Genomic DNA, 25829 nt, shown 5'->3' with positions numbered 1-25829 from the left:
TCAATCCTAGCATTAATGAGCGGCTGCCGTCACGCGCGCGCCCCCAAGCGTTGCCTTCGCCCCACAGCGGCAGCCCATCCAACGCCAACCAGCCCCCCCATAAGGCCGTCCCTATAATTGCAGGCCAACGTCCATGGGCACCCCTTCGTCTTCGCCGCCGGCGCCTGCGCCGGCCCATCAGGCCCGTCGGCGCTCGGGGCTGCGCTGGTTGGCCGCCTTGTTCGGCACGCTGGCCGCGCTGGCATTAACCGGCGCTTTGTTGGTGGCGCTGGGTCTGGCGCTGGCTTACCCCAATCTGCCCGACGTCAGCGAACTGGCCGACTACCGGCCCAAGATGCCGCTGCGCATTTACGCCCGCGACGGCTCGTTGCTGGGCGAGTTCGGCGAAGAGCGCCGTATCGTGGTGCCGTTTGAGGATATTCCCCCGGTGATGATCAACGCCGTGCTGGCCATTGAAGATGCGCGCTTCTTTGAGCACGGCGGGGTGGACTACCGGGGCCTGCTGCGCGCGGCGCTGGCCAATTTGAGCGAAGCCAAAAGCCAAGGCGCCTCCACCATCACCATGCAGGTGGCGCGCAACGTCTATCTGTCCACCGAAAAGAGCTACCTGCGCAAGCTCTACGAGATCCTGCTGACGTTCAAGCTTGAGCACTTGCTGACCAAGGAACAGATTCTCGAGATCTACATGAACCAGATCTTCCTCGGCCAGCGCTCGTATGGCTTTGCCGCCGCGGCGCAAGCTTACTTTGGCAAGTCGCTCAAAGAGCTCACCATCGCCGAGGCGGCGCTGCTGGCCGGCTTGCCGAAGGCGCCCTCGGCCTACAACCCGTATCGCAACCCCAAGCGCGCGCGGGCGCGGCAGCTCTACATCATCGACCGTATGCTGGAAAACGGCTTCATCACCGAAGCCGAAGCTCGCGCCGCGCGCGCCGAGCCGCTGCGGCTGCGCCGCGGTGCGCCCGAAGACGAGCTGCACGCCGAATACATCGCTGAGATGGTGCGTCAAACCATCGTGCAGCGCTACGGCGAAGACGCCTACACGGCGGGGCTGAAGGTTTACACCACGGTCGATCCGGCGCTGCAGCGCGCCGCTTGGCGCGCGGTGCGAAATGGCGTGCTGGAGTTCGAGCGGCGCCAGTTCTACCGTGGCCCGGAGCGCTTCATCGATTTGCCCGCCGACCCCGCCGCGCGCGAGGCCGCAATCGATGAGGTGATGGCCGCGCTGCCCGACAACGACACGCTGCTGACCGCCGTGGTGCTGGAAGCCAGCCCTACCAAGGTGGTGGTCACCCGCGGTGACGACAGCACGCTGACGATCACCGGGACGGGGCTGGATCCAGTGCGCTCCGGCCTCGACCCAAAAGCGCCGCCGCACCTGAAGCTGCGCCCCGGCGCGGTGGTGCGCATCGTGCAAACCCCGCAGGGCTGGGCACTGACGCAAACCCCGGAGGTGGAGGCCGCCTTCGTGGCGGTGGATCCGCGCGACGGCGGCATCCGCGCCCTGGTGGGGGGCTTTGACTTCGACCGCAACAAGTTCAACCGTGTCACGCAGTCGCAACGCCAGCCCGGCTCCAGCTTCAAGCCTTTCATCTATTCCGCCGCACTGGAGCGCGGCATCATGCCGGCCACCGTGGTCAACGACGCGCCGCTGTTTTTCCCGGCCAGCGTGACCGGCGGCAAGCCGTGGGAGCCCAAAAACTACGATGGGCAATACGACGGCCCGATGACGGTGCGCACCGCGCTGGCCAAATCGAAGAACATGGTCTCGATCCAGGTGCTGCGCGCGGTGGGGCCGCAAACGGCGCAGCAATGGATCACGCGCTTCGGGCTGGATCCGGCCAAGCATCCGCCCTATCTGACGATGGCGCTGGGGGCCGGCGCCGTCACGCCGCTGGAGATGGCAGCCGCCTACGCGGTGTTCGCCAACGGCGGGCACTACCTGCCCCCGGTGCTGATCACCCGCATCACCGACCCGCGCGACCGCGTGCTGCTGGAGGTGCCGCCCCAAAGCCCCAGCGAAGCCAACCGCACGCTGCCTGAGCGCAACGCCTTCATCATGAGCCAGCTGCTCAACGAAATCACCCGCAGCGGCACCGCCGCGCGCGCGCAGGCAACGCTCAAGCGCCCCGACCTCTACGGCAAAACCGGCACCACCAACGATGCGCAGGATGCCTGGTTCGTTGGCTTTCACCCCACGCTGTCGGCGGCCACCTGGCTCGGCTACGACAAGCCGCGCAACCTCGGGCGGCGCGCCACTGGCGGGGCGCTGGCCTTGCCGATCTGGATCGACTTCATGGCGCAGGCGCTGCGGCAAGAGCCCGTGCAGGAAATCCAGCCCCCTGCCGGCGTAGCCCTGGTGGGGGGGGACTGGGTTTACGAGGAATACGCCAACGGCAGCTACGTGCGCCGTCTGGGCTTTGACGACGCTGCGGCGGGCGCCGCACCCGCCGCAGGTGGCGAGGCGGAGGAACGGCGCAGCATCTTGGATTTGTTTCGACAGTAAGGGGGGTCTTTCGCCTGGGTCGCCGCTCGGCGGGTCGCGCGCCAGGGCGACGCCGCGCCCCTTTAAGGCCGGAAGTTCAACGCAACGCCGGCTTGCGCCGATGCCTCGCGCGAGAGCTGTTCGAAAAATTCGCCGCCGCTTTTGGTGTCGATCCAGCGCGCGCCATCGAAGCGGTAGTGGTAGCCGCCGGAGCGCGACGCCATCCAGATTTCGTGCAACGGCTTTTGCAGGTTGATGACGATCTGGCTGCCGTTGCGAAAAGTCAGCGTCACCATGCCGCCGACGCGCTGGTTGTCGATGTCGGCGTCGGTCTCCTCGTTGAGACGGTCGCAGTTCAGCTCCACGGCCTTGAGCACCGCTTCGGCCCGGTCGAGGTATTCGCTGTCGGTCATCGTTAGAATCGCCGCCATGCTGATCAGGCTGCGCATTGTAGGCTGCGGCAGCGTGGCGTTGGCCGCCGCACTGGCCATGACCCTGGCAGGATGCGGTCAAAAAGGGCCGCTGACGCTGCCGGCATCGGCAACTTTCGCCTCCGCCATCTCATCGCCAGCATCCACCTCGGTACCCCAACCCGATGTCCCTCGCTGACTCGCCCCCCCTGCCCGGCGCCCCCTTCTTTGCCTACCGCGACGGCGAGCTGTGGGTGGAAGACGTGCCGGTGGCGCAGCTGGCGCGCGAGCACGGCACGCCGCTGTTCGTCTATTCGCTGGCGGCGCTGCGCGCGGCGGCCGGCGCCTGGCAGCAGGCGCTGGCCGGGCGCGACGCGCAGGTCTGCTACGCGCTCAAAGCCAACTCGACGCTGGCGATCGTGCAGGCGCTGGCGCGCGCGGGCTGCGGCGCCGACATCGTCTCCGGCGGCGAGCTGGCGCGCGCGCTGCGCGCTGGCGTGCCGCCGCAGCGCATCGTGTTCTCTGGCGTCGGCAAGACGCGCGCCGAGATGCGCGCGGCGCTTGAAGCCAGCATCGGCTGCTTCAACGTCGAAAGCGTCGGCGAGCTCGACGTGCTGGATGCCGTGGCGCGCGAGCTGGGCGTGCAGGCGCCGGTCAGCCTGCGCGTCAACCCGGACGTGGACGCGCGCACCCACCCCTACATCTCCACCGGCCTGCGCGACAACAAGTTCGGCATCCCGCACGACGAGGCGCGCGCCGCCTACCGCCACGCGGCGCGCCTGCCAGGGCTGCGCATCATCGGCATCGACTGCCACATCGGCTCGCAGATCACCGCCGTCGAACCCTACCTCGACGCGCTGGAGCGCGTGCTCGACCTGGTGGAGGCGATCGAGGCCGACGGCATCGCGCTGCACCACCTGGACCTCGGCGGGGGGCTCGGCATCGACTACCGCGGCGAGACGCCGCCTTCGCCCCAGGCGCTCGTCGGCGCGCTGCTGGCGCGGCTGGACGCGCGCGGCCACGGCCGGCGTCGGGTGCTGTTCGAGCCCGGGCGCTCGCTGGTCGGCAACGCCGGCATTTGCGTCACCGAAGTGCTCTACGCCAAGCCCAGCGCCACGAAAAACTTCCTGGTCGTGGATGCGGCGATGAACGACCTGCCGCGCCCGGCGATGTATGACGCCTACCATGCCATCGCGCCGGTGCAGCCACGCACGGACACCCCGACGCAGACATGGGACGTGGTCGGCCCGGTGTGCGAAAGCGGCGACTGGCTCGGGCGCGACCGGGAGCTGGCCGCGCAGCCGGGCGATCTGCTCGCGGTGGGTTCGGCCGGCGCCTACTGCATGAGCATGGCCAGCCACTACAACACGCGTGGCAAGGCCGCCGAGGTGCTGGTCAGCGGCGCGCGCGCGCAGCTCATCCGCGCGCGCGAGACGGTGGCCGACCTGTGGCAGCAGGAGCGCGCGCTCGCGCTCGACTGACCCTCACGCCCTGGCCACGACCCCGCCATCGCGCTCGTCGCCGCCCGCGCAACGGCTGGGCCGCGGGCCGAGCCCACGATCCCGCCGCGGTCACAGCGCGCCGTAGCTGTGCAGGCCGCTCAAGAACATGTTGACGCCCAGGAAGGCAAACGTCGTGATGCCCAGCCCCACCAGCGCCCACCACGCCGCCACCGTGCCGCGCAGGCCCTTGATCAGGCGCATGTGCAGCCACGCCGCGTAATTCAGCCAGACGATCAGCGCCCAGGTTTCCTTCGGATCCCAGCTCCAGTAGCCGCCCCACGCCTCGGCCGCCCACAGCGCGCCCAGCACCGTGGCGATGGTGAAGAAGGCGAATCCCACCGCGATCGCCTTGTACATCACGTCGTCGAGCACCTGCAGGCTCGGCAACCGCTCGGCAATGCGCCGTCGCGCCGCCAGGATCCCGCCGACGATCAGCGCCGACACGCCAAAATAGATGAACCAGTAGCTCGCGCCCTGCTCGGCGGCGCCGCGGCGGAACACCAGCGGCTCAAAGCACAGCACGATGCCGAGCAGCCACAGCGGGGCCAGCTTCCACCAACGCGTCTCGCCGGCGCTTTGCTTGATCAGGTAGGCAAACGCCAGCATGGCGGCGATGGCAAACGTGCCGTAGCCGATGAAGTTGGCCGGCACGTGCAGCTTCATCCACCAGCTCTGCAGCGCCGGCACCAGCGGCTGGATCTGGTGCGCCTCGCGCACCACGGTGTACCACAGCAAAAAGCCCACCGCCGCGCTGACGATCAGCATCGCGAACGCCCCCATGCGCCGCGTCTGGTAGCGGTCTTCGTAATACAGATAGTAAGCCGCCGTCAGCCACGAAAAGAGCACAAACACTTCGTAGAGGTTGCTGACCGGAATGTGGCCAATGCCCGGGCCGATCTGGTGGCTCTCATACCAGCGCACCATCGTGCCGGCGAGCGCCAGCGTCACCGCCACCCAGGCGATGCGCGAGCCAAGCCGCTCGGCCGTCTCGCCGCCGCGCGGTGCCAGCAGCCCGATCCAGTAAAACACCGTGCTCATGAAGAACAGCACGCTCATCCACAGGATGGCCGACTGGCTGGAGAGGAAGTACTTCAGCAGGAACACCTGCTCGGCGCGCGCCAGGTCGGCGCGCCCGTCCACCTGATACAGCGCGATGGCCAGCAGCGACAGCACCGCCACCACCACGGTCAGCAACTGCACCGGGCGCCAGAACCAGGCCAGCGCAATCAGGCTTGGCACGGCGCCGATCAGGATCGCCGTCTCGTAGCCGTCCATCGCGTGGCCCCATTGCCACAGCGCCACCGCCGCGCCCACGGTCGCCAGCAGGGCATAAAGCCAGTCCCATACGGTGCGGCGGGCCAGCCAGCCGCGCCAGCCGGGGGTCTGGTCGCCGGCCAGCTTGAGGTCGATCGTCTGCGTCGCGGTGCTCATCGTGCCGTCTCCTGTGCCGTGCCTGGGGCCAGCAGCCCCTTGAGGGTCTCAAACTCGCGATCGTTGTCCATCAGCTTGCGGTTGCTGGACAGCGCCATCAGCGCGCGCGCGCCCGTGCCGCTGGGGGCCAGCCACACCCACAGCCGCCGCTCGCGCACGTAGAGCATCGCAAAAACGCCAAGGATCAGCAACACGCAGCCGATATACACGATCGTCTTGCCTGGCGCGCGCGCCACCTGAAACACGCTGGCCTGCACCTGCTCAAAATCGGCCAGCTGCAACACCAGCGGCGCCGGGTAGAAGAACGCATCCGACAGCGCCAGCACCGCCTGCGTCATGAACGCCGCGGTGGCGTCGTTGCGCTGCGCAGGCGGCAAGCCGGCCTGCGCGCGGCTGAGCTGATACAGCTCGAACAACGTGCCGTTGAGGATGCGCAGCAGCACATCGCCAAAGCGCTCGCGCTCGGCCTCAGGGATGTGCGCTTCCATGAACGCCGACAGCGCCAGCAGCCCGCCCAGGCGCGGCGCTTCGCCGCGCGGCAGGCGCTCGATTTCAGGATCGTCGCCGGCAAACAAATCGATCGCGCGCAGCGCCGAGCCCAGCAGCGCCGTGCGCACGCCCTCCGGCTGGTCGCCGGCGGCCTGCGCCACGTAGCGCTGCGCCGCCAGGCGCCGTAGGCCGGCGTCCGCCAGCGCCGCCCGCAGGCGGATGAAGCCGTCCAATCCGTCGCGCTCGTCCACCGGCACGCGCAGGTAGCGGAACGGCTCTTGCGGCGTCTCGCGCACGCCAAGCAGATACACGCGCTGGCCGTCCAAGTCGATCGGCAGCATGTAGTTGTGGAATTCGCGCGCCTGCCCCGCTTCGTCGCGCAGCTTGTAGGTGACGCTGGGGCCGACGTTGCGCAGCTCGCGCTCCTTGACCGTCTTGTTGCCGGCGCCAAGGCGCGCCTCGATCGCCTGGCGCAAATCCACCTTGCGCACGTCGGCGCCGCTGCCGCCCGAAGCCGCCGACATGTTTTCCACGTTGATGACGCGCAACCCGGTGAACTCCAAACGCAGGCGCTGCTCGCCGTTGGTGAGGGTGGTGGCCTCGCCGATGCGCCCCTGCACCTCGAACGGACGCACCGCCGCGCCCATCGGCAGCGCGCGCAGCTTGACCAGCGACCCCCCGTCGTCGAAGCTGGACTGGTAAATCATGATGCCGCGGTGCTCCACCGGGTGGTTGACCTCCACCCGCGCCGCTCGCGCCTCGCCGGTGTAGCGGTCGTGGATGATGATGTCGCTGGCGAACAGCCGCGGCATGCCGGTGTCGTAGTATTCAACGATAAATTTTTTCAGCTCGACCTCAAACGGCAGCTCCTGCAGCACCACGCCCTCGGGCTGCTGCAGCACCGCGATGCCGGCGCGCGTGCCTTCGGTGACCAGCAAGTTGCCGCGGAAGGTCGGGTTGGCGTCGCTCAGGCGGTGTTTTTCGGATACTTCGGCGATCAGCCCGCCACCGCGAAACGGCTCTTTGCCGCCAAACCACAGCTGCATCCGCACCATCAGGTCGCCGTCGAGCAGACCGCCAATGCAGATGATGACGATGGCCGCATGCGCCGCCAGATACCCCAGCTTGTTGGCCGCGCCGGCCTTGGCCGCCACCATCCAGCCAGTGCCAGCGGGCGTCTCGCGCGCCTGCAGCCGCACCTTCCAGCCACGCGCCAGCAGCGCTTGCCCGATGCGCTCGGCGGCGGCGCGCGGCGCCTCGGACAACTGGCTTTCGGCTTTGTGGTGAAACGCCTGCAGGCTCTGCTCGCGCACGTGTTCCTTGAATTGGCGCAAATCCGCCAGGATCTTCGGCGTGTTGCGCACGATGCACAGCGAGGTGCTGACCACCAAAAACGCCAGGATCAGCAAGAACCACCAGGCGCTGTAAACCGAATACAAGTCCAGCGCCGCAAACACCTCGTACCAGAACGGCCCGAACTGGTTGACGTAGTTGTTGACCGGCTCGTGCTGCTTGAGCACCGTGCCGACGATCGAGGCAATGCAGATGACCGTCAGCAACGCGATGGCAAAACGCATCGACGACAGCAGCTCCACCGCCGCAGCCAGACGACGGTGGGCTCGGGGCAGCTCGATGCCAGCGGTAGAGGCGCTCATGCCAGATTGAACGAAGGGGCAGGCCAGCCTTGCCTGCCCCGATTCAGACCATGCCGCTACGGAGAAGGTTCCGAAGCGGCGCGCAGCTCGAATATTAGCGCAGACGAATGTTCGGCGTGGCCGCGCTGCGCGTTTTCCCCCGTCAGCGCAAACCGGCGATGTAGTCGGCCAGCGCGTCGATTTCCACGTCGGTCAGGTAGCGCGCGATTTCATGCATCATTTTGCTGTTGGCGCGCTCGTTGCTGCGGAACAGCTTGAGCTGCGTAGCGGTGTATTCCGCATGCTGGCCGCTCAAGCGGGGGTATTCCGCCGGAATGCCGCTGCCGCTGGGCCCGTGGCAGCCGGCGCAGGCCGGGATGCGGCGATCCATCAAGCCGCCGCGGTAGATGCGCTCGCCCAGGCGTACCTTGTCGGCGCTGGTGGCCGCCCCTGGCGCCGCTTTCTGACTGGCCAGCCAGTAGGCAATGTCGCGCATGTCCTGATCCGACAGCGCACTGGCGAAGCCCACCATCACCGCATTGGCGCGCTTGCCGGATTTGTATTCCTGCAGCTGCTTGATCAGATACTCCGGGTGCTGCTGCGCCAGCTTGGGGTTGGCCGGGGTGGTGGAGTTGCCATCCGCCGCGTGGCACGCCACGCACACTTGACCATACAGCGCGGCTCCACGCTTCAAGTCGGGGGTGGGGGACTGAGCGTCAGCCGTGTGGGCAACCACGGCAACCAACATGGCGCCGATGAGCGAGGCAGTGTGTTTCATGGCTTGGTCGCGACGGCAGGTTAGGCCCATCAGGCAGCGGCAGACCGGCAGAGGACGATCTATCCCTGGCGGGCGCAGGAGTTTCGAAACGCAGCCGATTCTACAATGACCCGCCAAGCCGCCCTGTTTGCCATGGATCCAGTCGTCAGCACCCTGCCCTCGGCCCCTCAGGCGCATGCCTGGCTGCACACCGCGCGCTTTTTGACGGAGGCGCCGCGGCTGGCGCATTTGCCCGCGCTGACAGCGCCAGAAATCGCGTTCGTGGGCCGCTCCAACGCCGGCAAGTCCACCTGCATCAACACGCTGGCGCAGCAGCGCCAGCTGGCGTTCGCCTCGCGCACGCCGGGGCGCACCCAGAGCATCGTGCTGTTTGCGGTGGGCCGCCAGGGCGCCACCGACGCCGTGCTGGCCGACCTGCCCGGCTACGGCTACGCTGCCGTGCCGCAGACGGCCAAGCGGCGCTGGCAGGAGACGATGGCCGACTACCTTGTGCGTCGGCCCAACCTGCGCGCGGTGGTGCTGCTGTGCGACGCGCGGCTGGGCCTGACCGAGCTGGATGAGGCGCTGCTGGAGCTGATCCGCCCGCGCGTCGAGCGGGGGCTGGACTTCCTCGTGCTGCTGACCAAGGCCGACAAGCTCTCGCGTCAGGAGCAGGCGCGGGCGCTGTCGATCGCCCGGCTGCAGACGCGCGGCGGCCAGGCACGGCTGTTTTCGGCGCTGAAGCGCCAGGGGCTGGACGAGGTCGCGCTCACGCTGTGGGGCTGGGCGCACGCGGCGCCTTGTAGCGCGCGTAACCCCACAGATACTGCTGCGGGCAGCGACGGATCAGCGCCTCCATCGCCCGGTTGATCTGCGCCGCCGCCTGCGCGGGGTCGGGCGCGAGCGGCTCGCCCATCACCTGCGCCCACGGCTGCACGTGCACCACATAGCCGCGCCCCCACGACAGGCGCTGCCCCCACGCCAGCAGCACCTGCACGCCCGGCTGCTGCGCCAGCCGCGCCGCCAGCGTCATCGTATAGGCCGGACAGCCAAAAAAGGGGGCCCACACCCCCTGCCCCTGCGGCGGCACCTGATCCGGCAGCAGCCCCACCGCCTCGCCGCGGCGCAGCGCCTGCATCAGCTGCCGCACCCCGGCCAGCGTCGTCGGCGCTGCCGCCATGCCGGGGCGCTGGCGCGCGCGGCGCAGCAGCGCCTCCAGCGCCGCGTGGCGCGACGGGCGGTACAGCACGGTGATCGGCGCAGCGTGCGGCACGCCGAAGCGCTCAGCGTAGGCGCGCGGCGTGACCTCGAAGCAGCCGAGGTGCGGCGTAAGAAACAGCACCCCACGCCGCTGCGCCAGCGCCGCCTCGATGTGCGCGGCGCCTTCCCAGCCCACGCGCACCGGCGGCCCGAACCACAGGCGCGGCAGCTCCGCCACCTGCTGGCCGGCTGCCCCCACCGACGCCCAGCGCCCCCAGCCGCGCAAACCCGCCAGCCGCGTGTGCGCCCGCCAACGCCGCCGATACGACGCGGAGGCCAGCCACGCCGCCCAGCCGCCCAGCCAACCCAGCACGTGCAACGCCGGCAGCGGCAGCCGCGCCAGCCGCGCCACCGCCGCAGGCAGCCACGCGTGCCTCACATCGCGCCTTTCAGGCGGTATAATCCGCGCCCCATCGCCGAGTTATCGAACTACTTGCGGGCGATTCACAAATGCCGCTAAAGCGTTCGCCATGAATGCCCTTTGCGGGGCCGGCGCAACGCCGGCATCCCAACTCAGAGGAAGGAGTGTAGAGCACCATGGCGAATGATTTTCTGTTCACCAGCGAATCGGTCTCCGAAGGCCACCCGGACAAGGTGGCCGACCAGATTTCAGACGCCATCCTCGACGCCATCCTCGAGCAAGACCCGCGCAGCCGCGTGGCCGCCGAGACGCTGTGCAACACGGGGCTCGTCGTGCTGGCGGGCGAAATCACCACCAACGCGCACGTGGACTACATCCAGGTCGCGCGCGAGACCATCAAGCGCATCGGCTACGACAACACCGAGTACGGCATCGACTACAAGGGCTGCGCGGTGCTGGTGGCCTACGACAAGCAGAGCAACGACATCGCGCAGGGGGTCGATCACGCGTCGGACGACTACCTCAACACCGGCGCGGGCGACCAGGGCCTGATGTTCGGCTACGCCTGCGACGAGACGCCGGAACTCATGCCCGCGCCGATCTACTACGCGCACCGCATCGTCGAGCGCCAGGCGCAGCTGCGCAAGGACGGGCGCCTGCCGTTCCTGCGCCCCGACGCCAAGAGCCAGATCACGATGCGCTACGTCGATGGCCGTCCGCACAGCATCGACACCGTGGTGCTGTCCAGCCAGCACAGCCCCGAGATGAGCGACGGCAAGCGCATGAAGCCGCAGTTCATCGAGGCGTGCATCGAGGAAATCATCAAGCCGGTGCTGCCCAAAGAGTGGCTGCACAACACGCGCTACCTGATCAACCCGACCGGGCGCTTTGTGATTGGCGGCCCGCAGGGCGACTGCGGCCTGACCGGGCGCAAGATCATCGTGGACACCTACGGGGGCGCTTGCCCGCATGGCGGCGGGGCCTTCAGCGGCAAGGACCCAACCAAGGTGGATCGCTCCGCCGCTTATGCGGCGCGCTACGTGGCCAAAAACATCGTCGCCGCGGGGCTGGCACGCCAGTGCCAAATCCAGGTGAGCTACGCCATCGGCGTGGCGCGACCGATCAACGTCACCGTTTACACCGAAGGCACCGGCGTCATCCCAGACGAAAAAATCGCCAAGATCGTCAGCGAAGTGTTTGACCTTCGACCCAAAGGCATCATCCAGATGCTGGATCTGCTGCGCCCGATCTACAGCAAAACCGCCGCCTATGGCCACTTTGGCCGCGACGAGCCGGAATTCACCTGGGAGCGCACCGACAAGGTGGAGGTGTTGCGGGACTTGGCTGGCATTTAGACCTAGTTGTCATGTCCCGGAAGATTGAAAGGTCGCTTTTGGAACAGATCCGGCCTTCGCTGGTACCAGTCCTTCATGGCCTGCATGGGCGTGCGGGCAAGGGCGGCCTGGGGCAAGTGATGGTTGGAGAGCCAAGCGTCGCGTAAGAGAGTTTGCTCCAAGTCCTGGCCGCTGATGAAGTGATGGCTGCGCAGCACTTCTTCGATGCGGCTGTTAAAGCGCTCCGCCATGCCGTTGGTCTAGGGGCGCCGTGGACGGGTGAGCCGATGCTCGATGCCCAGAGAGGCGCACAGCTCATCGAAGACGTGCTACCCGGTGGGCGTGCACTCGCCCGTGATGACAAAGCGGTCGGTGAACTCCCTGCCGTTATAGCTGCGCTGAAACTTCGCCTTCGGCTCGTTTTCGGTGAGGATCGTGCGGATGCGCAGCGGGCAGGCCCTGATGAGGGCCGACAGAAACGAGCGTGCGGCGCGCGCGGTCCTGGCGCTCTTGATCTGGATGAACACTTGAGCGCTGCGCGCAGTCGATGGCCACGAACGGGTAGCGTCGCCGATCCTCATCGGCCATCTGCAGCAGATACTTCACATCGATGTGCACGTAGCCTGGCTCGTAGGCGCCTAAGGTGCCGTGCCGGACCTTGGGCACTTGCGGCTGCAGCGCCTTGAGGTTGCTTACCCCGTGGCGGCGCAGGCAACGATCCAGCCCCGAACGGGAGACGTCCGGGTTGACGAACTCGCGCATGACCGCCAGAAGATCGTCCAGCGACAGCAGCAGCGTCTTGGCGCATCCACCGCGATCACCTCTTGCGCCGGCCTCAAAGTCGTCCGCAGCCGATACGGCGTGTGGGGCCGATCTTCGACGCTGTCGCGGTGCTTCCAGCGCATCACCGTGGTGGGCGAGACCCGGCAGCGCTGCGCCAACACGTGGATCGGCTCCTGACTGGCCGCACTTTCCGCTCGGATCGTCGGCGTGGTGCGCGCGTTCCTGTGCAGGCGGATCATCATGCCTGGGACCTCCTGGATGATGGCTTCAGGTCGGCGCCTCCAGCAAGCAGCAGCTCCTGCAAGACACTGCGCGCCGTCAGGTAGCCGCGCCGGTGCGGCATTATCCAATCATCCGGGATAAAACACCTAGCTTTTACGCAACATCAGTCGGCGCGCGGAGTAACTCGCGAACCCCGCACCAGAGAGGCGGTAAATTCCTTACTCCGCCTCTATTGAGATCCTATTCAACCTTCTGTCCAGCCAACACTTTTTGCTTGAATGCCTGGTAAACCGGGTTACCTGGTTCGATAACCAAGGCAACATTAATGTCGTTTAGAGCTCTATCCCTATTGCCCATCTGGTAGAACAAAAAAGAGCGAGCGTGCAATACATCCGCAGTTGGCTTCTTAGCCAGCGACTGATTGAGCGTTTTTAGAGCCGAGTCAACATCCCCCTTTTTATAGTATGAATAGGCAATACCAATGGGTGCTGCTGTTAAATCAGGCTTAACCAACCTTAGACTCTCATAATATTGTATAGCCCGATCGTATTGCCCGCTATTATTTGCAGCACGTCCGGCACGAATTAACAAATCAGCCCGAAACTCCTTGTTTTGAGTAATCGCCAAGGCTTTGTCAAGTGACGATAACGCTTCATCAAATCGCCCAACCGCCATCAAAATAATGGCCCGATCCCTATTAAGAATTTCCGGCCTCGGAAAACCTTCAGCCTCAGCCATCTCGTAGAGCGTGAGCGCCTGATCGATGTTCCCAAGATTAGCCAAAGCTGTCGCCTGATTAAATTTTCCCAGACCTTCAGGACTTTTCAATTTATCCGCCAGCTCAGCGTAACGCAAAGCTTCTTGATAATCTTTCTTTTGCAGCAATCCCATTGATAGATTGAGCGGCGCCCGCCAGCGACCCAGAACTTCTGGGCCCGCCTCTAAATCGATCTTCTCTACTGCATCCTTCCATACCGTTACGTTATCGCGAAAACTAGCCACCCGATCGCGCGCCATCCATGCAAATAAAATGACCAATCCTAAACCAAGGATGTAAATCGCTTTCTCTCGCTTTAGAACCGTGAGGGCCAGCGCCACAAGAATCGGCCACGATACCGACCAAAGATAACTTCGGTAGAGCACAAACACTTCTTGGATGCGCACATAGGCCAACTCGGTCGTAAACAGAACCGCCGGCATAAGAATCGCCAGACCGGCCAAGGCTACGCGACCCCTTTTCGCTATCAGCACATAAATTGAGGCAGCAATAAGGACCACGGCCATCGCCGCGCCAACCAAATGCCAACTGAATAATTCAACGGGGAAGCTGGTTCGAACATCAATGCTCAACCAGCCCGTCCACGGAACAAACCACAGAAATCCATAATAAAGAAACAATCTCAACTGATTAATCAAACTTAAAATGTAAAGCTTACCTTCGACGTTAACATTAACCTTTTTAATATCCTCCAGGTAATACTTAACCATATCTTCAGTTGCAGCTCCAAGTTTCCAACCTTTCAGCTGGATTAACCATACAGCTGCAAGCAGAGCCAAAAGCCCAAGCCCCCCTCCGAAGATCGCCAATGAACGGAAAGACGGGCGACTCCAAAATACATAAATCGGAAGCAAAAGAGCTATCGAAGGCGCCGCATGTTCTTTTGAGAGCAATACCAGGCCATAACTTAGCCCGGAAGCCAAACCCCAATACCAATTCTTTGAACGCAAGGCCTGTATAAAAAAGACAAACATGGCCAACATAAAAAACATGGCCATAAGTGAGCTGCGCTGGATAAGATAAATAACAGAATAAACTGCCACCGGATTAACAGCCCACAGCAAAATCGCCAACGCTACAGCCGCTTGTCCGGCGCCATCAATCGGCAGAGCCCCGCTCTTTTTTACATTTGGCGGCTCAGCATTTTCTTGCCTCAGAGCCTGGTCAAAAAGCCACCGCACGAGCAACCAAAGTAACCATGCGTTCGCTAAGTGCAAGAGAATATTGAAAGCGCGCTGCCAGGCCACATCTGGACCGATAACTTGATGAATAAAAGGAAAGCTAACGCTCCATAGAGATCTAAATCCAAGCCAGAAGCTATACGGCCTGTCTAGCGGCAACGAGCCATCAATGAATCGAAAATCATCGAATACGAACTCATTCCGCAAACCAGGCCAATATACAAGCCATATGGCCAAGGCCGAGACCGCAAACGTCAAGATCCCTGCGCGGCGCAAATGCATTTCCGTCATCACAACAAACTCCGTACCTTTTAGCGTCGCAACCACCGAGGCGTCTTAAAGCGTATGATAATCAGATAGGCCGATACATATAAAAAAACAAAATTCACAAAAAAAATAAAAAGAATGACGGTTTGCCGCCAAAAAAGCATTGCAGGTATAATGCCCAAAAGAGCCATTCCCCATAAATAAGGAGATGTTTTATTATTTCTCACCAAAACCCGCCGGACTTCATCTCCCTCAAAGACCCCTCGAACAATTCTCCGATAAATCAGCTGATGAAAGTGCAAAGCATCCGCCACAGTCGGTGATACGCCCCGGACCAAACGCCGATAAATTGAAAACAGCAACTCCATCAACGGATAAGCCAACAACAAAACAGGAAACCACGGCGAAACCTCAGTATTACGCTGAATTAGCAATAAGCTACTGATCGCCACAACCCCCCCAAAAAAGTAAGCTCCGCCATCGCCCGCAAACAACAATCCTCTCGGATAATTCCAAAACCAAAAGCCCAACGTGACCCCCGTAAGCACGATCACGACTGAAGCCACCAACCAATCATCCACCTTGATCGCAACGTATAAAAGAGCCAGAGATATCAATAAAACGGTTGTGGCCGCCAGGCCATTGTAGCCATCAATAAAATTGATTGCATGTGGAAGAGCGGCAACCGCCATCACTGGCAACAGAACACTCAACCACGGAACAACACTCCACCAACTATCAATCCATCGAACCCCTAGCGAGCTCACTTTGATGTCAAAAAGCCAAATTGCCAACAAAGCTGTAGCAAAAGTAGCCAGAAACCTCCAAGCTGGACGAACGTTATGCTTGATATCTTCGATTGTGCCAGCCAGCCATGCAGGCGCTAACGCTAGCGCCAAATAAACCCACCACAAAAAGTTTTCTTTGCCACCAGTCGTCTTCACAAAGACTTCGTAATAACCGCTTGCCAATCCGATCAAAATAAAGGTTAAGAATAAAACGACACCACCGAGACGGGAAACCTCACCCTCATAAAAACGTTGTGGGCGGTCTTGGGGATATTTGCGCCATGCATTCGGCGTATATCGAACCCCAAGCCCACACCCGACGAAAGCCACAGCCACAGCCACAAGGAATTTGATCAACACAAGCCCGCCTTCTCCCGGCCAATCATAGCTTTAGACTCTCAAACTACATGGCGCCAACGCGCAAACAAACGCAGGACTGTCGGAACATAAGACTCCGTTTCACGATAGGGCGGAATAACGTCACCATAACGACTTACAGCGCCAGGGCCGGCGTTATACGCTGCCAAAGCAAGCTCCAGCCTTCCGTTCCAACGCCGTAATAAATCAGCCAGGACTTTCGCTCCAGTTATCGCATTAGGTTCTGCAGTCAGAAGCGTTGCACGAAGCCGATCTGGCGGCAAGTGGCTCCAACCATAAAGGCGCGCTGTCGAGGGAAGTATTTGCATTAATCCTAGCGCACCCTTAGGCGAAACCGCCAGAACATTAAATCTGGATTCTACTGCCGCCACGGCCACCACTAATCCTGGCTCCAGGCCGTTCGATCGAGCGGCTAGAAGAAGGATTTCCCTAACAGCTGAGTAGCCTGGAAATTGCTGGGGTTTAACGTAACTTCCGATAGCGGCTTCAATTTCGCCGTCCTTTCGCTCCGGACTCTCCAACCATTGTATGGCATCCAAACCTTCGGGAGGAAGCTCGTTGCCCAGGTGAACTGTCCCCGAGCTATCTACGGACTTCCAAGAACGAGCGTGGGCCCACGGCGACAAGGCAGCCGCCAGCGCAATGCGACCAAAGCGCCGGCGACCCACTTCGAACGACTGCTGGACTAAGCGAGGCACGTGTCTGCGAACTTTCAACCCTGACACCAAGTTATAAGAACGCGCTCTTCACGTCTAAAATGAGCTTTTTACGATCTCGTTACCGTGCCCCTATGACCCATCTTTATCATCGCAACATCGAGTCCGAAACCAATTCTTCGTTGCACGCCATAGCTGCTTGGCTCGAGCAAGATCCGGGCCCGGTGCTCGATATCGGGATGGGGACAGGCAGCTTGGGGCGCCTGCTAGCTCGTCGTTTAGGAGGAGCTTCGCCCCCCATTGATGGGGTTACCCATCAACGTGAGGAGGCCTGCCTGGCCGATGGATTTTACCGAGAAGTTTACGTCTTGGATCTGGACGCCGCGCGGCTGGCGGACGTGCTGCAGACTCGAGCTTACCGCTGGATCGTCTGCGCCGACGTCCTGGAGCACTTACGCAACCCAGAGCAAGTTCTGCATGACGCCAAGTCTCTTCTTGGTGAAGAGGGAGAACTGCTACTCTCCGTACCGAACGTCGCCTATGCCGGCCTGTTGGCCGAACTACTGCAAGGTCGCTGGGTTTACCGAGACGAGGGTCTACTGGATCGAACCCATCTTCGGTTTTTCACGCTGAACTCCTTGCAAGACTGGCTAAGCGCACATGGCTGGCAAGCGCTGGAACTCAAACCCATCAAGCTGCCGATTGCGGCGAGCGAATTTCGCCCGAACTGGGAAGCTTTACCTGAGCGGCTAAGACGTCACTTGCTCAGGCAACCTCATGCCCTAACCTACCAGTTTGTCCTGCGCTGCGTGCCAACAGTTTCATCAGCAGCGCAACAGACCAGCCCGCTTCTGACGGCATCGGATACAGCTTCTCCTCGTGCTGAGGCCACGTTTGCCGTCGAGCTTTTCTTCGATGAAGGACAAGGCTTCCGTGAGGATTTCAAAAGCACGACCTGGGCTGAACTTGGCAATCTGAAACAAACGATTATTCTGTCCATTCCCACTGTTCAAGAGCCCGAAAAAGAACATTACCGACGACTGCGCCTCGATCCATCTGATCGGCCGGGATTGCTGATCCTCTTGTATCTCGGCTTACGCATCCACGGTGACAGTCAAACCTGTCTAACTTGGTCGGCAGAAGACGAGCATGCGATCGAACGCCTACGCGAATGGTCAAGCGGAACCGTGCTGAACTTGAGCCCTGCTTTGATGACGTCGCAAGTCATCCTGGTCGTAGGCGACGACGCGCAGATTCAAATTCCCCTTACACCCACCATCGGCGAACGACTGGCTCGGTATGGCGGTGAGCTGACCGTTACATTTGGATCCGCAGGCACGCTCGAGGGCTGGGCTCTGGCCCGCAGCTACACAGAAGCTTTAAAAATTCGACATCAGTTCGAACATCTGCTTCAGACTGCACGAGAAAAACAGGCCGAGATTGAACGACTCCAGACACTCTTGCGGGAGCGAGATTTAGCGCTTCAAACCATGAGACTAGCCTGGCAAAATTATTCTTCACTCATTAACGCCGCGCCATCGTTGTCCGAAAGTACTTTTACCTCACCTTCTGGAGATCGAGGACACCCTGCATGCTTATCACCTCTCGCCGACGTCGTGAAGCCTGGTTTAACAACAATCATCGTTCCGGTTTACCGCGGACTTCATGAGACCCAACGCTGCCTTCAATCAGTCATCAAAACTAAAGTTTCGAGCGACTGGCAGCTTATCATCATCGATGATTGCAGCCCGGAACCAGAATTGACAATTTGGCTCCAGACTTTTGTAGGCGAACATACCTTAAAAAACATTCGACTAATTCGCCACGATACGAACCTCGGATTTGTCCGCAGCGTCAACGAGGGTATCGAGCTCGCTGCGGGCACGGATATCGTGTTGCTCAACAGCGACACGGAGGTCACAGATGGCTGGCTCGATCGGCTGCGTGCCGCATGCTACCGTCAAGCCGATGTGGGTACCGCAACCCCATGGTCCAATCACGCCACTCTCTTCAGCTACCCCTGTTGGCCTGAAGGAGGGACCTTACCGCCAGGGTGGACCGCTGGCGAACTGGCCCAACTCTGCGCCCATTTGTTTGCAGGCCAAACGCTCGACGTGCCCACCGCCCATGGCTTTTGCATGTATATCAAAGCCGCCTGCCTCGCCTCTACCGGATCTTTTGATGCCGAAGCTTTCGGCCACGGCTACGGCGAGGAAAACGACTTTTGCTTGCGCGCCAGCAAGCTTGGCTGGCGCCATGTGCACGCGCTGGACACCTTTGTTTTTCATCGAGGTAGCGTCAGCTTTGGGGCCGAACGCGAACAGCGCGTACAAAAAGCGATTGAAATCATCCGCCAGCGCTACCCTGACTATGAATCAACGATATACCAACTCATTCGCCGCGATCCATGGGAAAAAGCGCGACGCGTCCTCGACCTCGCGCGGTTTCTACATCCCACCCGGTCACGCATCCTGCTGATCTCCCACGACGGCACCGGTGGAGCCGATCGCCATCAGCACGAGCTGGCCGAGGCCTTGGGCCACAAGGCCAGCTTCATCCGCTTGCAGCCGTATCCAGAAGGGGTGATCTGGTATGTCATGAGCGGAAAGATTGCAACCCAACGACGCTGGCATTATCGGCTACCGGACGAATACCGTGAGTTGGTGCTGGATTTGAAAGCTCTCGGCATTCAGCAAGTGCATTTTCATCATTGGCAAGGCTTGCCGCTCTCGATTTTTGACCTTCCTCGACATTTAGGCGTCCCTTATGACGTAACCGTCCATGACCATTATTCATATTGCCCGCAAATTCATTTAAGCCAAAACGGGACAGACTACTGCGGAGAGCAGGGGACTTCCCAATGCCAACGGTGCCTGCAACAGCATCCGGCACCTGATGGCACCCGCGATATCCAGGCTTGGCGCGCTCGTCATGCCGCACTGCTGCTGGGCGCGCGGTACGTGATCGCGCCCAGCCGCGACGTTGCGCAGCGGCTGCAACGCTACTTTGGCGTTACAGCTGTGGTAGCCGCTCACGATGAACTCACACACGGCCACGCCCATTGCTGGCCCGAGCCACGAGCCTTTTGTGATCTACCTTCATTTTCTACGCAGCGACGTTTGCGCGTTGCCGTGCTGGGTGCGCTCAGCCCCATCAAAGGGGCGGACTTGCTCGAAGCCACCGCTGCCCTAGCCGCTCGGGAATCGGCGCCGGTGGAGTTTCACCTGCTCGGCTATGCTTATCGCAGTTTGCGCACGGCACCGCGCACCGCTTTAATATGCCATGGGCGTTATGATGATGAAGACCTTCAAGAGTTGCTTGCCTGGTTACAGCCCGATTTGATTTGGCTGCCTGCCAGGGTTAGTGAAACCTATTCCTACACGCTAAGCGCCGCTTTGGCCGCAGGTCTGCCAGTGGCCGCCACCGATCTAGGGGCTTTAGCGGAGCGACTGCATGGGCGCCCCTGGAGTTGGCTTCTACCTGTCAGCGCAGATGCTCGCGCCTGGCTGGATTTGTTTCTCCACATTCGGGAGCAGCATCTGGTTCGCGGCCTCAAAGATCCTGTTCCTGTGGCGCGTTCTGCTCAGCACGCAGCTCCCAGCGCCGTCAATTCTCCCGATTCGTTCGACTATCAGCGCCAATACTTGCCGCCACCCATCCCCAATTCAGCGCAAGCTGATCCTCTCTGCGAAGAGTGGATGCGCTTGGGCCGTCATCAGCCACCCGCTGCCGCGCGTCGGCGGCTGTGGCTCTTAGGTCGTCTGGCGGCTCTGCGCTCGGCCCCGCTGCTGCGGGGGGTTGCGGCTCGCATCCCAGCGCCGGTGCAGCGACGCATTAAACGTTGGCTCTTGCGCTAACCCTCCGCAGTAGCGGCTCGCCTATGAATTCACGCTGGCATTGGCAAATCGCTCCTCAGCTGCGCGCCATTCTTGGCCCCCACTCGGACACTTGGCCGGCGTTTGAAAATCGCCACGATCGCCTTGCAGGGGAGTTAGCCTGGCAGGCCGCGCGAGAGGCCGTCCCGCTGAGCCTGCTCCCAACCGAAGCTGTATTCGCTCGGCGTCACGCTTGCTACCTGCGCGCTGATCGCACTGACGTATGGGCGTTAGGTCAGCCACCGAGCCGCTGGGTCTGCGTTGAGGGCGACTTACCCCCGCCGGGGCAACCCTATCTGGCACTGACCGCGCACTATGGGGCTGGGGCTTGGGCGCACGTGCTGTTTGGCCGCCACCATGGGCAAACCCGGTGGCTGTTTGCCCCGCCGTCCATGGCCGATCTGCCTGACGCGCAGCGAACCTTGGTGGCACGCCGCTTGCGGGTACTGGAAGCAGCCATGCGGTATCCGCCTCTACCAACCGGGGGGGCGGCCAAGGCGATCTTGGCCTGGTGGCGACAAGGCGGTGGCTTGATGGCGCTGGGCGATGCTCCGCCCGGTCGTCGGCAACACTTTTGGATTCAACCCTGGCCAGGCTGGGCACTGGCCATTCCCGCGGGGCTGTTTCGCTTGGCCGCTCAGATGCGGGTGCCTGTTTATGTCTATTTTTGTACCCTCACGCGCCACGGGCACCGGCATATCCGCGTTGAACCACCCATACTCAGCGACCAACCGCTGGAACTGGCGCAGCATTTTGCCGCTTTGTTTGGCAATGCCTTGCAGCAAGATCCCGCAGCGTGGCATTTTTGGCCTGCGTTGGCCGCTTTGCGTCCGGATGCTGCGGTGCGTTAATCTGGCCATCGCCTCACTCAACCTGCAGCGGCTGGGGTGGCAGACCGCGTTGGCGCTGCTCGTGCATCATGCAAAACGCTGCCTCCAGCTCGCGCGCCCGGCGCTTGGCGTCGAACAACGGCGAAGTCAGCCGCGCTTGCAGCAGTCGCTCGCGAAGGCGCTGCCGCTGCTGAGCCGAGGTGGCCAACGCCACTGCACGCTCAATGTAGTCGGCCTCATCGGCAGCAACCAGTTCCGGCAAGCCAACAGCATGCAGCAGACTTTCAGCGACGCGGCCCGCAAATGCATGGCCGCGACGCGTCAACACCGGCAGCCCCATCCACAGCGCATCCGCAGCGGTGGTGTGCGCGTTGTACGGCCACGTATCTAAAAACAGATCGGCCAGCTGGTGGCGCGCCAAATGATCCGGGTGGTTTACTTTCGGCGCCAACACCACGCGCGTCGGCTCCAGGCCCGCCTGAACCGCCTGCTGCCGAAGGCGATGCTCGACCCCCTCATGGCCCGCCAGCAACCATAGCACGGCGTTTGGCACGCGGCGCAGGATTTCCATCCAACAGGCAAAGGTTTCAGGTTGAATCTTGGCTGGATTGTTGAAACACGCTAGCACGACCGCCTGTTCGGGCAGGCCCACCTGCGCTCGGGATGGCGTGATCTGGCTAGGACGGCGGTCGCGCCCATTGGCTTGGTAAGTGGTGGGCAGCCACACAACCTGCTCCGTGAACTCCCCCCAAGCGTCGCGCGGTGCCACCCAGCGATCGGCGATGAGGTAATCGATGGCTGGCATCCCCGTCGTGCCTGGATACCCCAGCCATGCAGCCTGCACGGGCGCCACGCGGGCAGCCAACACACCAGGACGGGCGTAACGGGTGTAGCCCATCAAATCCACCGCAATGTCGATCTCCAGGGCGCGCAAACGCTGCACTGCCTCTTCGTCCGACAAGCCAATGATCACTTCAAACCGGTCAAACGCCGCGCGGGCTCGTTCGTGCCATGGATCGGCACCCTCTTGCAACGGCGGCCCCATATAGACCCCGATCCACTCAAAGCGACAGCGGTCGTGCGCTTCCCAAACCGGGCAAGCCAACATGGCGGTTGGATGCTGCCGGAAGTCGGCTGACAAGTATGCCACTCGAATCGACCGCTGTGACGGCTGCGCGGCGGGCTTGAACGCTTCATTTGCAGGCACAACATGGGTCAATCCATGCGCCTGCGCGTAGCGCTGCGCCACTTCGCGCTGCAGCGCGCCGTCATCCCAAACGTGCAGCACCATGAAAGGGTTGACCATGCCGCCTGAAACCGCGGGCAGGGCCGCGCGCGCTTGCTGCCGAACTTCATCGTAGTCTGCCCAGTCCAGCGTCATCTGCTGCGCAGCCAGCGCGCCGATCCAGGCGCCGGCGCGACCCGCCCGGCCGTCAACACGCAGCTGGGCGGCCAACTCGCTGGCCCGCTCGTGACGCCCAGCGCGAGCGGCCGCATGGGCCAGCGCCTCGACCAAGCCCGGCAGAGCCGGATCCAGCGCATATGCACGCTCCAGCGCGGGATAGGCCAAATCCATACGTTCCAGCGCGCCGGCGCACAGACCCCGCAAAAATTGCGCCTCGGCGTGGCGGTCGTCTTGCGCCAGCCACTGCCCCACGGCCAGCGCCGCTTCGCTCGGCTGCCCCAGGTTGAACAGCGCCCAGCCTTTGGCGATGTGAGGCGCGGGCCGATCCGGCGCCAGCGCCGCTGCCCGCTCGGCCCACTGCAGCGCTTCGGCGGCGCGGTGGCTTTGCAACAAAGCTTTGGCCAGATTGGCCATGCACTCCGCATGCTGCGGGGCCAGCTCCAGCGCCTCCTGATAGCGCTGGATGGCCTCGGCGTAGCGCCCCAAGCCCTGCAACGCGTTGCCCAGATTGTTGAGTACCTGCGCGCGGTGGCTGGCCGGGGCCAGGGCCAGGGCACGCTCCAGGCTGCGCAGCGCGTCGGCAAAGCGTCCGAGCTTGTGCTGCGCGTTGCCGAGGTTGTTGTGCACGGCAAAGTCTTGCGGCAACACCCGCGCGGCCTGGCGCAGCAGCTCCACCGCTGCCGCATGCTGGCCTTGCTGCGCCGCCAAAACCCCCAGCATGTGCAGCGCAGGGCCGTGGCGGCGATCCTGCGCCAGCGCCTGGCGATACAGCCGCTCAGCCTGCGCAAGATCCCCGCGGACGTGGGCCAACTGCCCCTGCTGGACATATGATTGCGGGGCAGACGACAAGGGTTGTGTTGGATAGGACGGGAACGGACGGCGGTTCATGGCTCGCGATTGTCGCATCCCGGCCAACCCGGACACAGGGCCCGAGTCTCGCCCTCATCCAGCCAGGCATGCGGCAGCGCCAGCACGCCAAGCTCGCGGGTGGCCCCGGTGACGCGCAACGGAATCGACACGTGATCGAACAGCCGCAGACCTGCGCCGTCCAGCGCGTGCAGCCGCAGCTCGTAGTCACCGGGTAGAAGCGGCAACCGCTCCAAGCGCAGCGCAAACGCGTAATGTTGCGGATCCAGCCGGTACAGCGGCGGCGCGGAGGCGGTCATGTCGCTGCTGACGCCGTAGAGACCCGCACCGTCCGCGCGCGCCAGCCCCACCGCCACCTGCGGGCGTTGGCCGTCAGGCGCCTGCACCACCCCGCTGACCACGCAAGGGCCAGACCCCATCGGCCGCACCAAGCCCTCGACGGGAACCTCGCGCCCGTCCACCCACCAATGCACCACCCGATACGGCAGCCCGGCGGCGTTGTCGGACGGGGCAGGGTGCTGTAGGGCAGCCCCCGCGGCTGCCGGCTCCCCCGCCCCCGTCCAAGATCCCGGGGACGCCGCGGGCGCCGAGCGCCGCTCGTGCCAGGCCAAGTAGGCGCGCGTGACCTCCAGCGCGTCGCCATACGCCTGCACCGCGCCGTGATCTAACCAAAGCGCGTGACGGCAAAGCTTTTGCACGTGGTACATGCCGTGCGACACCAGCAGCAGCGTGCCGCCATCGGCCAGGTAGCGCTCCATCCACGCGATGCATTTTTTCTGAAACGCCTCATCGCCGACCGCCAACACCTCGTCGGTAATCAGCAGATCCGGGCGCAGCACGGTCATCACGGCAAAGCCCAGCCGCATGATCATGCCGCTGGAGTAGGTCTTCAATGGCAGGTCAAAATGGCTGCCCAGGTCGGCGAAGGCAGCCACCTGCGGCAGCGCGGCTCGGGCCTCGGCCGCGCTGAAACCCTGCAGCGCCAGCGCCAGCAGGGCGTTGTCGCGCCCGGTGTGTTCAGGGTGGAAGCCGGCGCCGAGCTCCAGTAGCGCCCCCACGCGGCCCTGGCGCCGCACCACTCCGCGGGTGGGGCGGGCCACCCCGGCGATGAGCTTGAGCAGCGTGGACTTGCCGGCGCCGTTGACGCCGATGACACCGAGCGATTCCCCCCGAAGCACCTGCAGCGTCACCGACTGCAAGGCCGTGAACACCGGCACGTCTGCGCGCTGGCGGCGCCAAGCCGCCAGCAGCAGCGCCCAGCGCCGCCAGCCTTGCACCAAGGGGTAATCTTTGCCGGCCTCCTGCAGGTTCACCAACACGTCGGGCGGCAGCGGCTTGGTACTCACAGCACGTCCTCAAAATCGTGTTGAAGACGGCTGAAGACCCATCCACCCGCGGCCAGCCCGACCACGCCCAAGCCTAGAGCAAGCCCCGTCTGGACGGCTGCCGATTCCGTTGGCACGCCCAGTCCATGGGCGCGCAGCGGCTCCAACATCCACGTCAGCGGGTTGGCGGCCATAAGTGGCTGCAACCAAGCGGGCACCAGGGCCAGCGGATACAGCACTGGGCTGGCGTACATCAGCAACGGCAGCACCTGCGGCAGCAACTGCTCCAAATCGCGCACATAGACCTGCACGCTGGCCAGCGCCAGCGCCCCCCCCAACGCCCACAGCCCCACCGCCAGCCACACCAGCGGCCACTGCCACAGCAACGCCAGCTGCAATGGCGCGCCCACCAGCGCCAGCAAAGCCAACACCAGCGCATGGCCCAGCGCGTGCACTGCCCACGGCACTGCCACCGCCGCCGCCACCAGCCAGGCGGGCTGAAACGCCACCTTTTGCACCAACGCAGCGTGGGCCACAATGGCGCTGGCCCCCCGCATCAGGCACTCCTGCAGCGCCACCCAGGGCCACAGGCCCAGCGCCAGCCAGACCAGATACGACGGCGCGGGCGAAGCCTGCGGCAAGCGCACCTGAAAGATCAGCTGAAAGACCAGCGCATAAAGCCCAAGCAAGGCCAGCGGCTGCGCCAGCGCCCACGCACCGCCCAGGGCGCTGCCGGCGTAACGGTCGTGCCATTGACGGCGCACCAGCGCTGCGAACAGGTGGCGCTGCCGCCACGCAGCCTGCACGGCCCACA

At 63.2% G+C, this 25829-nt stretch carries 18 protein-coding genes and 1 pseudogene; 7 read left to right on the top strand and 12 right to left on the bottom strand.

Features of this window, described 5'->3' with window-relative positions; all coding sequences use genetic code 11:
• Positions 1 to 133 precede the first annotated feature (133 nt).
• The gene (locus Talka_RS05605) at positions 134 to 2503 is read left to right on the top strand and encodes a penicillin-binding protein 1A (protein WP_143890135.1); all 2370 of its coding nucleotides are present in this window, start codon (positions 134 to 136) and stop codon (positions 2501 to 2503) included.
• Between the two features lie 62 nt (positions 2504 to 2565).
• Here the strand turns inward: Talka_RS05605 and cyaY are convergent, their stop codons facing one another.
• Entirely contained in the window at positions 2566 to 2895 is a 330-nt protein-coding gene (gene cyaY / locus Talka_RS05600; RefSeq protein ID WP_143890181.1) for an iron donor protein CyaY, read from the bottom strand.
• On the opposite strand from cyaY, the gene lptM reads away from it, so the two are divergent.
• On the top strand, positions 2777 to 3091 hold the full coding sequence (gene lptM / locus Talka_RS12260) for an LPS translocon maturation chaperone LptM (protein WP_342781045.1): 315 nt from the start codon (positions 2777 to 2779) through the stop codon (positions 3089 to 3091). The two genes, cyaY and lptM, sit on opposite strands and share 119 nt — an antisense overlap.
• Positions 3078 to 4373: a diaminopimelate decarboxylase gene (lysA, locus tag Talka_RS05590; RefSeq protein ID WP_143890133.1), complete on the top strand. Its 1296-nt coding sequence runs from the start codon at positions 3078 to 3080 to the stop codon at positions 4371 to 4373. Before lptM ends, lysA begins: the two co-directional genes overlap by 14 nt.
• A 90-nt stretch (positions 4374 to 4463) precedes the next feature.
• Here the strand turns inward: lysA and ccsB are convergent, their stop codons facing one another.
• From ccsB to Talka_RS05575, 3 genes are all read right to left on the bottom strand, one after another.
• Entirely contained in the window at positions 4464 to 5825 is a 1362-nt protein-coding gene (gene ccsB, locus Talka_RS05585; RefSeq protein ID WP_143890132.1) for a c-type cytochrome biogenesis protein CcsB, read from the bottom strand.
• A complete protein-coding gene (locus Talka_RS05580) occupies positions 5822 to 7969 on the bottom strand; it encodes a cytochrome c biogenesis protein ResB (RefSeq protein ID WP_143890131.1) in 2148 nt (715 codons plus the stop codon). The genes ccsB and Talka_RS05580 overlap by 4 nt, the downstream gene beginning before the upstream one ends.
• Before the next feature lie 142 nt (positions 7970 to 8111).
• The gene (locus Talka_RS05575; protein WP_143890130.1) at positions 8112 to 8726 is read right to left on the bottom strand and encodes a c-type cytochrome; all 615 of its coding nucleotides are present in this window, start codon (positions 8724 to 8726) and stop codon (positions 8112 to 8114) included.
• Positions 8727 to 8831: 105 nt separating this feature from the next.
• On the opposite strand from Talka_RS05575, the gene yihA reads away from it, so the two are divergent.
• A complete protein-coding gene (gene yihA / locus Talka_RS05570; RefSeq protein ID WP_425472634.1) occupies positions 8832 to 9575 on the top strand; it encodes a ribosome biogenesis GTP-binding protein YihA/YsxC in 744 nt (247 codons plus the stop codon).
• Here yihA and Talka_RS05565 read toward each other — a convergent pair.
• Positions 9475 to 10344, bottom strand: a complete 870-nt coding sequence (locus Talka_RS05565; protein ID WP_246100586.1) for a lysophospholipid acyltransferase family protein — start codon at positions 10342 to 10344, stop codon at positions 9475 to 9477. The genes yihA and Talka_RS05565 overlap by 101 nt on opposite strands.
• A gap of 158 nt (positions 10345 to 10502) precedes the next feature.
• On the opposite strand from Talka_RS05565, the gene metK reads away from it, so the two are divergent.
• A complete protein-coding gene (gene metK, locus Talka_RS05560) occupies positions 10503 to 11681 on the top strand; it encodes a methionine adenosyltransferase (RefSeq protein WP_143890129.1) in 1179 nt (392 codons plus the stop codon).
• A 2-nt stretch (positions 11682 to 11683) separates the two neighbouring features.
• Here metK and Talka_RS05555 read toward each other — a convergent pair.
• The 4 genes and pseudogenes from Talka_RS05555 to Talka_RS12290 form a co-directional block, all read right to left on the bottom strand.
• A pseudogene (locus Talka_RS05555) lies at positions 11684 to 12685 on the bottom strand (integrase core domain-containing protein).
• 220 nt (positions 12686 to 12905) lie between these two features.
• Complete coding sequence (locus Talka_RS05550; RefSeq protein ID WP_143890128.1) at positions 12906 to 14915, bottom strand: tetratricopeptide repeat protein; 2010 nt, start codon at positions 14913 to 14915, stop codon at positions 12906 to 12908.
• Between the two features lie 20 nt (positions 14916 to 14935).
• Complete coding sequence (locus tag Talka_RS05545) at positions 14936 to 16039, bottom strand: glycosyltransferase family 4 protein (RefSeq protein ID WP_143890127.1); 1104 nt, start codon at positions 16037 to 16039, stop codon at positions 14936 to 14938.
• A 38-nt stretch (positions 16040 to 16077) separates the two neighbouring features.
• Positions 16078 to 16725: a lytic transglycosylase domain-containing protein gene (locus Talka_RS12290; RefSeq protein WP_425472633.1), complete on the bottom strand. Its 648-nt coding sequence runs from the start codon at positions 16723 to 16725 to the stop codon at positions 16078 to 16080.
• 122 nt (positions 16726 to 16847) lie between these two features.
• Between Talka_RS12290 and Talka_RS05535 the strand changes: the two genes are divergently transcribed.
• A complete protein-coding gene (locus tag Talka_RS05535) occupies positions 16848 to 20570 on the top strand; it encodes a glycosyltransferase (RefSeq protein ID WP_185970072.1) in 3723 nt (1240 codons plus the stop codon).
• A gap of 410 nt (positions 20571 to 20980) precedes the next feature.
• Positions 20981 to 21439 (top strand): lysophospholipid acyltransferase family protein, encoded by a 459-nt coding sequence (locus tag Talka_RS05530; protein ID WP_143890124.1) that lies wholly within the window; start codon positions 20981 to 20983, stop codon positions 21437 to 21439.
• Between the two features lie 13 nt (positions 21440 to 21452).
• Here Talka_RS05530 and Talka_RS05525 read toward each other — a convergent pair whose 3' ends face one another.
• From Talka_RS05525 to Talka_RS05515, 3 genes are read right to left on the bottom strand one after another with little or no spacing between them, the layout of a single operon-like run.
• Positions 21453 to 23711, bottom strand: coding sequence for an O-linked N-acetylglucosamine transferase, SPINDLY family protein (locus Talka_RS05525; RefSeq protein WP_281289645.1), 2259 nt, complete (start codon positions 23709 to 23711; stop codon positions 21453 to 21455).
• Positions 23708 to 25036: an ABC transporter ATP-binding protein gene (locus Talka_RS05520; protein WP_143890122.1), complete on the bottom strand. Its 1329-nt coding sequence runs from the start codon at positions 25034 to 25036 to the stop codon at positions 23708 to 23710. Before Talka_RS05520 ends, Talka_RS05525 begins: the two co-directional genes overlap by 4 nt.
• Entirely contained in the window at positions 25033 to 25821 is a 789-nt protein-coding gene (locus Talka_RS05515) for an ABC transporter permease (RefSeq protein WP_185970070.1), read from the bottom strand. Before Talka_RS05515 ends, Talka_RS05520 begins: the two co-directional genes overlap by 4 nt.
• Between the last annotated feature and the right edge of the window lie 8 nt (positions 25822 to 25829).

The sequence above is a fragment of the Tepidimonas alkaliphilus genome, from assembly GCF_007556595.1.
Taxonomy (GTDB): Bacteria; Pseudomonadota; Gammaproteobacteria; order Burkholderiales; family Burkholderiaceae_C; genus Tepidimonas; species Tepidimonas alkaliphila.
The sequence above is the reverse complement of the archived record's forward strand: the minus strand, read 5'-3'. Positions and strand labels throughout refer to the sequence as shown.

What these genes read in the sequence shown, in the direction of transcription:
- Talka_RS05605 (WP_143890135.1), top strand. Translation starts at nt 134, where the DNA reads ATGGGCACCCCTTCGTCTTCGCCGCCGGCGCCTGCGCCGGCCCATCAG.
- lptM (WP_342781045.1), top strand. Translation starts at nt 2,777, where the DNA reads ATGCCGCCGACGCGCTGGTTGTCGATGTCGGCGTCGGTCTCCTCGTTG.
- cyaY (WP_143890181.1), bottom strand. Translation starts at nt 2,895, where the DNA reads ATGACCGACAGCGAATACCTCGACCGGGCCGAAGCGGTGCTCAAGGCC.
- lysA (WP_143890133.1), top strand. Translation starts at nt 3,078, where the DNA reads ATGTCCCTCGCTGACTCGCCCCCCCTGCCCGGCGCCCCCTTCTTTGCC.
- ccsB (WP_143890132.1), bottom strand. Translation starts at nt 5,825, where the DNA reads ATGAGCACCGCGACGCAGACGATCGACCTCAAGCTGGCCGGCGACCAG.
- Talka_RS05580 (WP_143890131.1), bottom strand. Translation starts at nt 7,969, where the DNA reads ATGAGCGCCTCTACCGCTGGCATCGAGCTGCCCCGAGCCCACCGTCGT.
- Talka_RS05575 (WP_143890130.1), bottom strand. Translation starts at nt 8,726, where the DNA reads ATGAAACACACTGCCTCGCTCATCGGCGCCATGTTGGTTGCCGTGGTT.
- yihA (WP_425472634.1), top strand. Translation starts at nt 8,832, where the DNA reads ATGACCCGCCAAGCCGCCCTGTTTGCCATGGATCCAGTCGTCAGCACC.
- metK (WP_143890129.1), top strand. Translation starts at nt 10,503, where the DNA reads ATGGCGAATGATTTTCTGTTCACCAGCGAATCGGTCTCCGAAGGCCAC.
- Talka_RS05550 (WP_143890128.1), bottom strand. Translation starts at nt 14,915, where the DNA reads ATGACGGAAATGCATTTGCGCCGCGCAGGGATCTTGACGTTTGCGGTC.
- Talka_RS05535 (WP_185970072.1), top strand. Translation starts at nt 16,848, where the DNA reads ATGACCCATCTTTATCATCGCAACATCGAGTCCGAAACCAATTCTTCG.
- Talka_RS05530 (WP_143890124.1), top strand. Translation starts at nt 20,981, where the DNA reads ATGGCCGATCTGCCTGACGCGCAGCGAACCTTGGTGGCACGCCGCTTG.
- Talka_RS05525 (WP_281289645.1), bottom strand. Translation starts at nt 23,711, where the DNA reads ATGAACCGCCGTCCGTTCCCGTCCTATCCAACACAACCCTTGTCGTCT.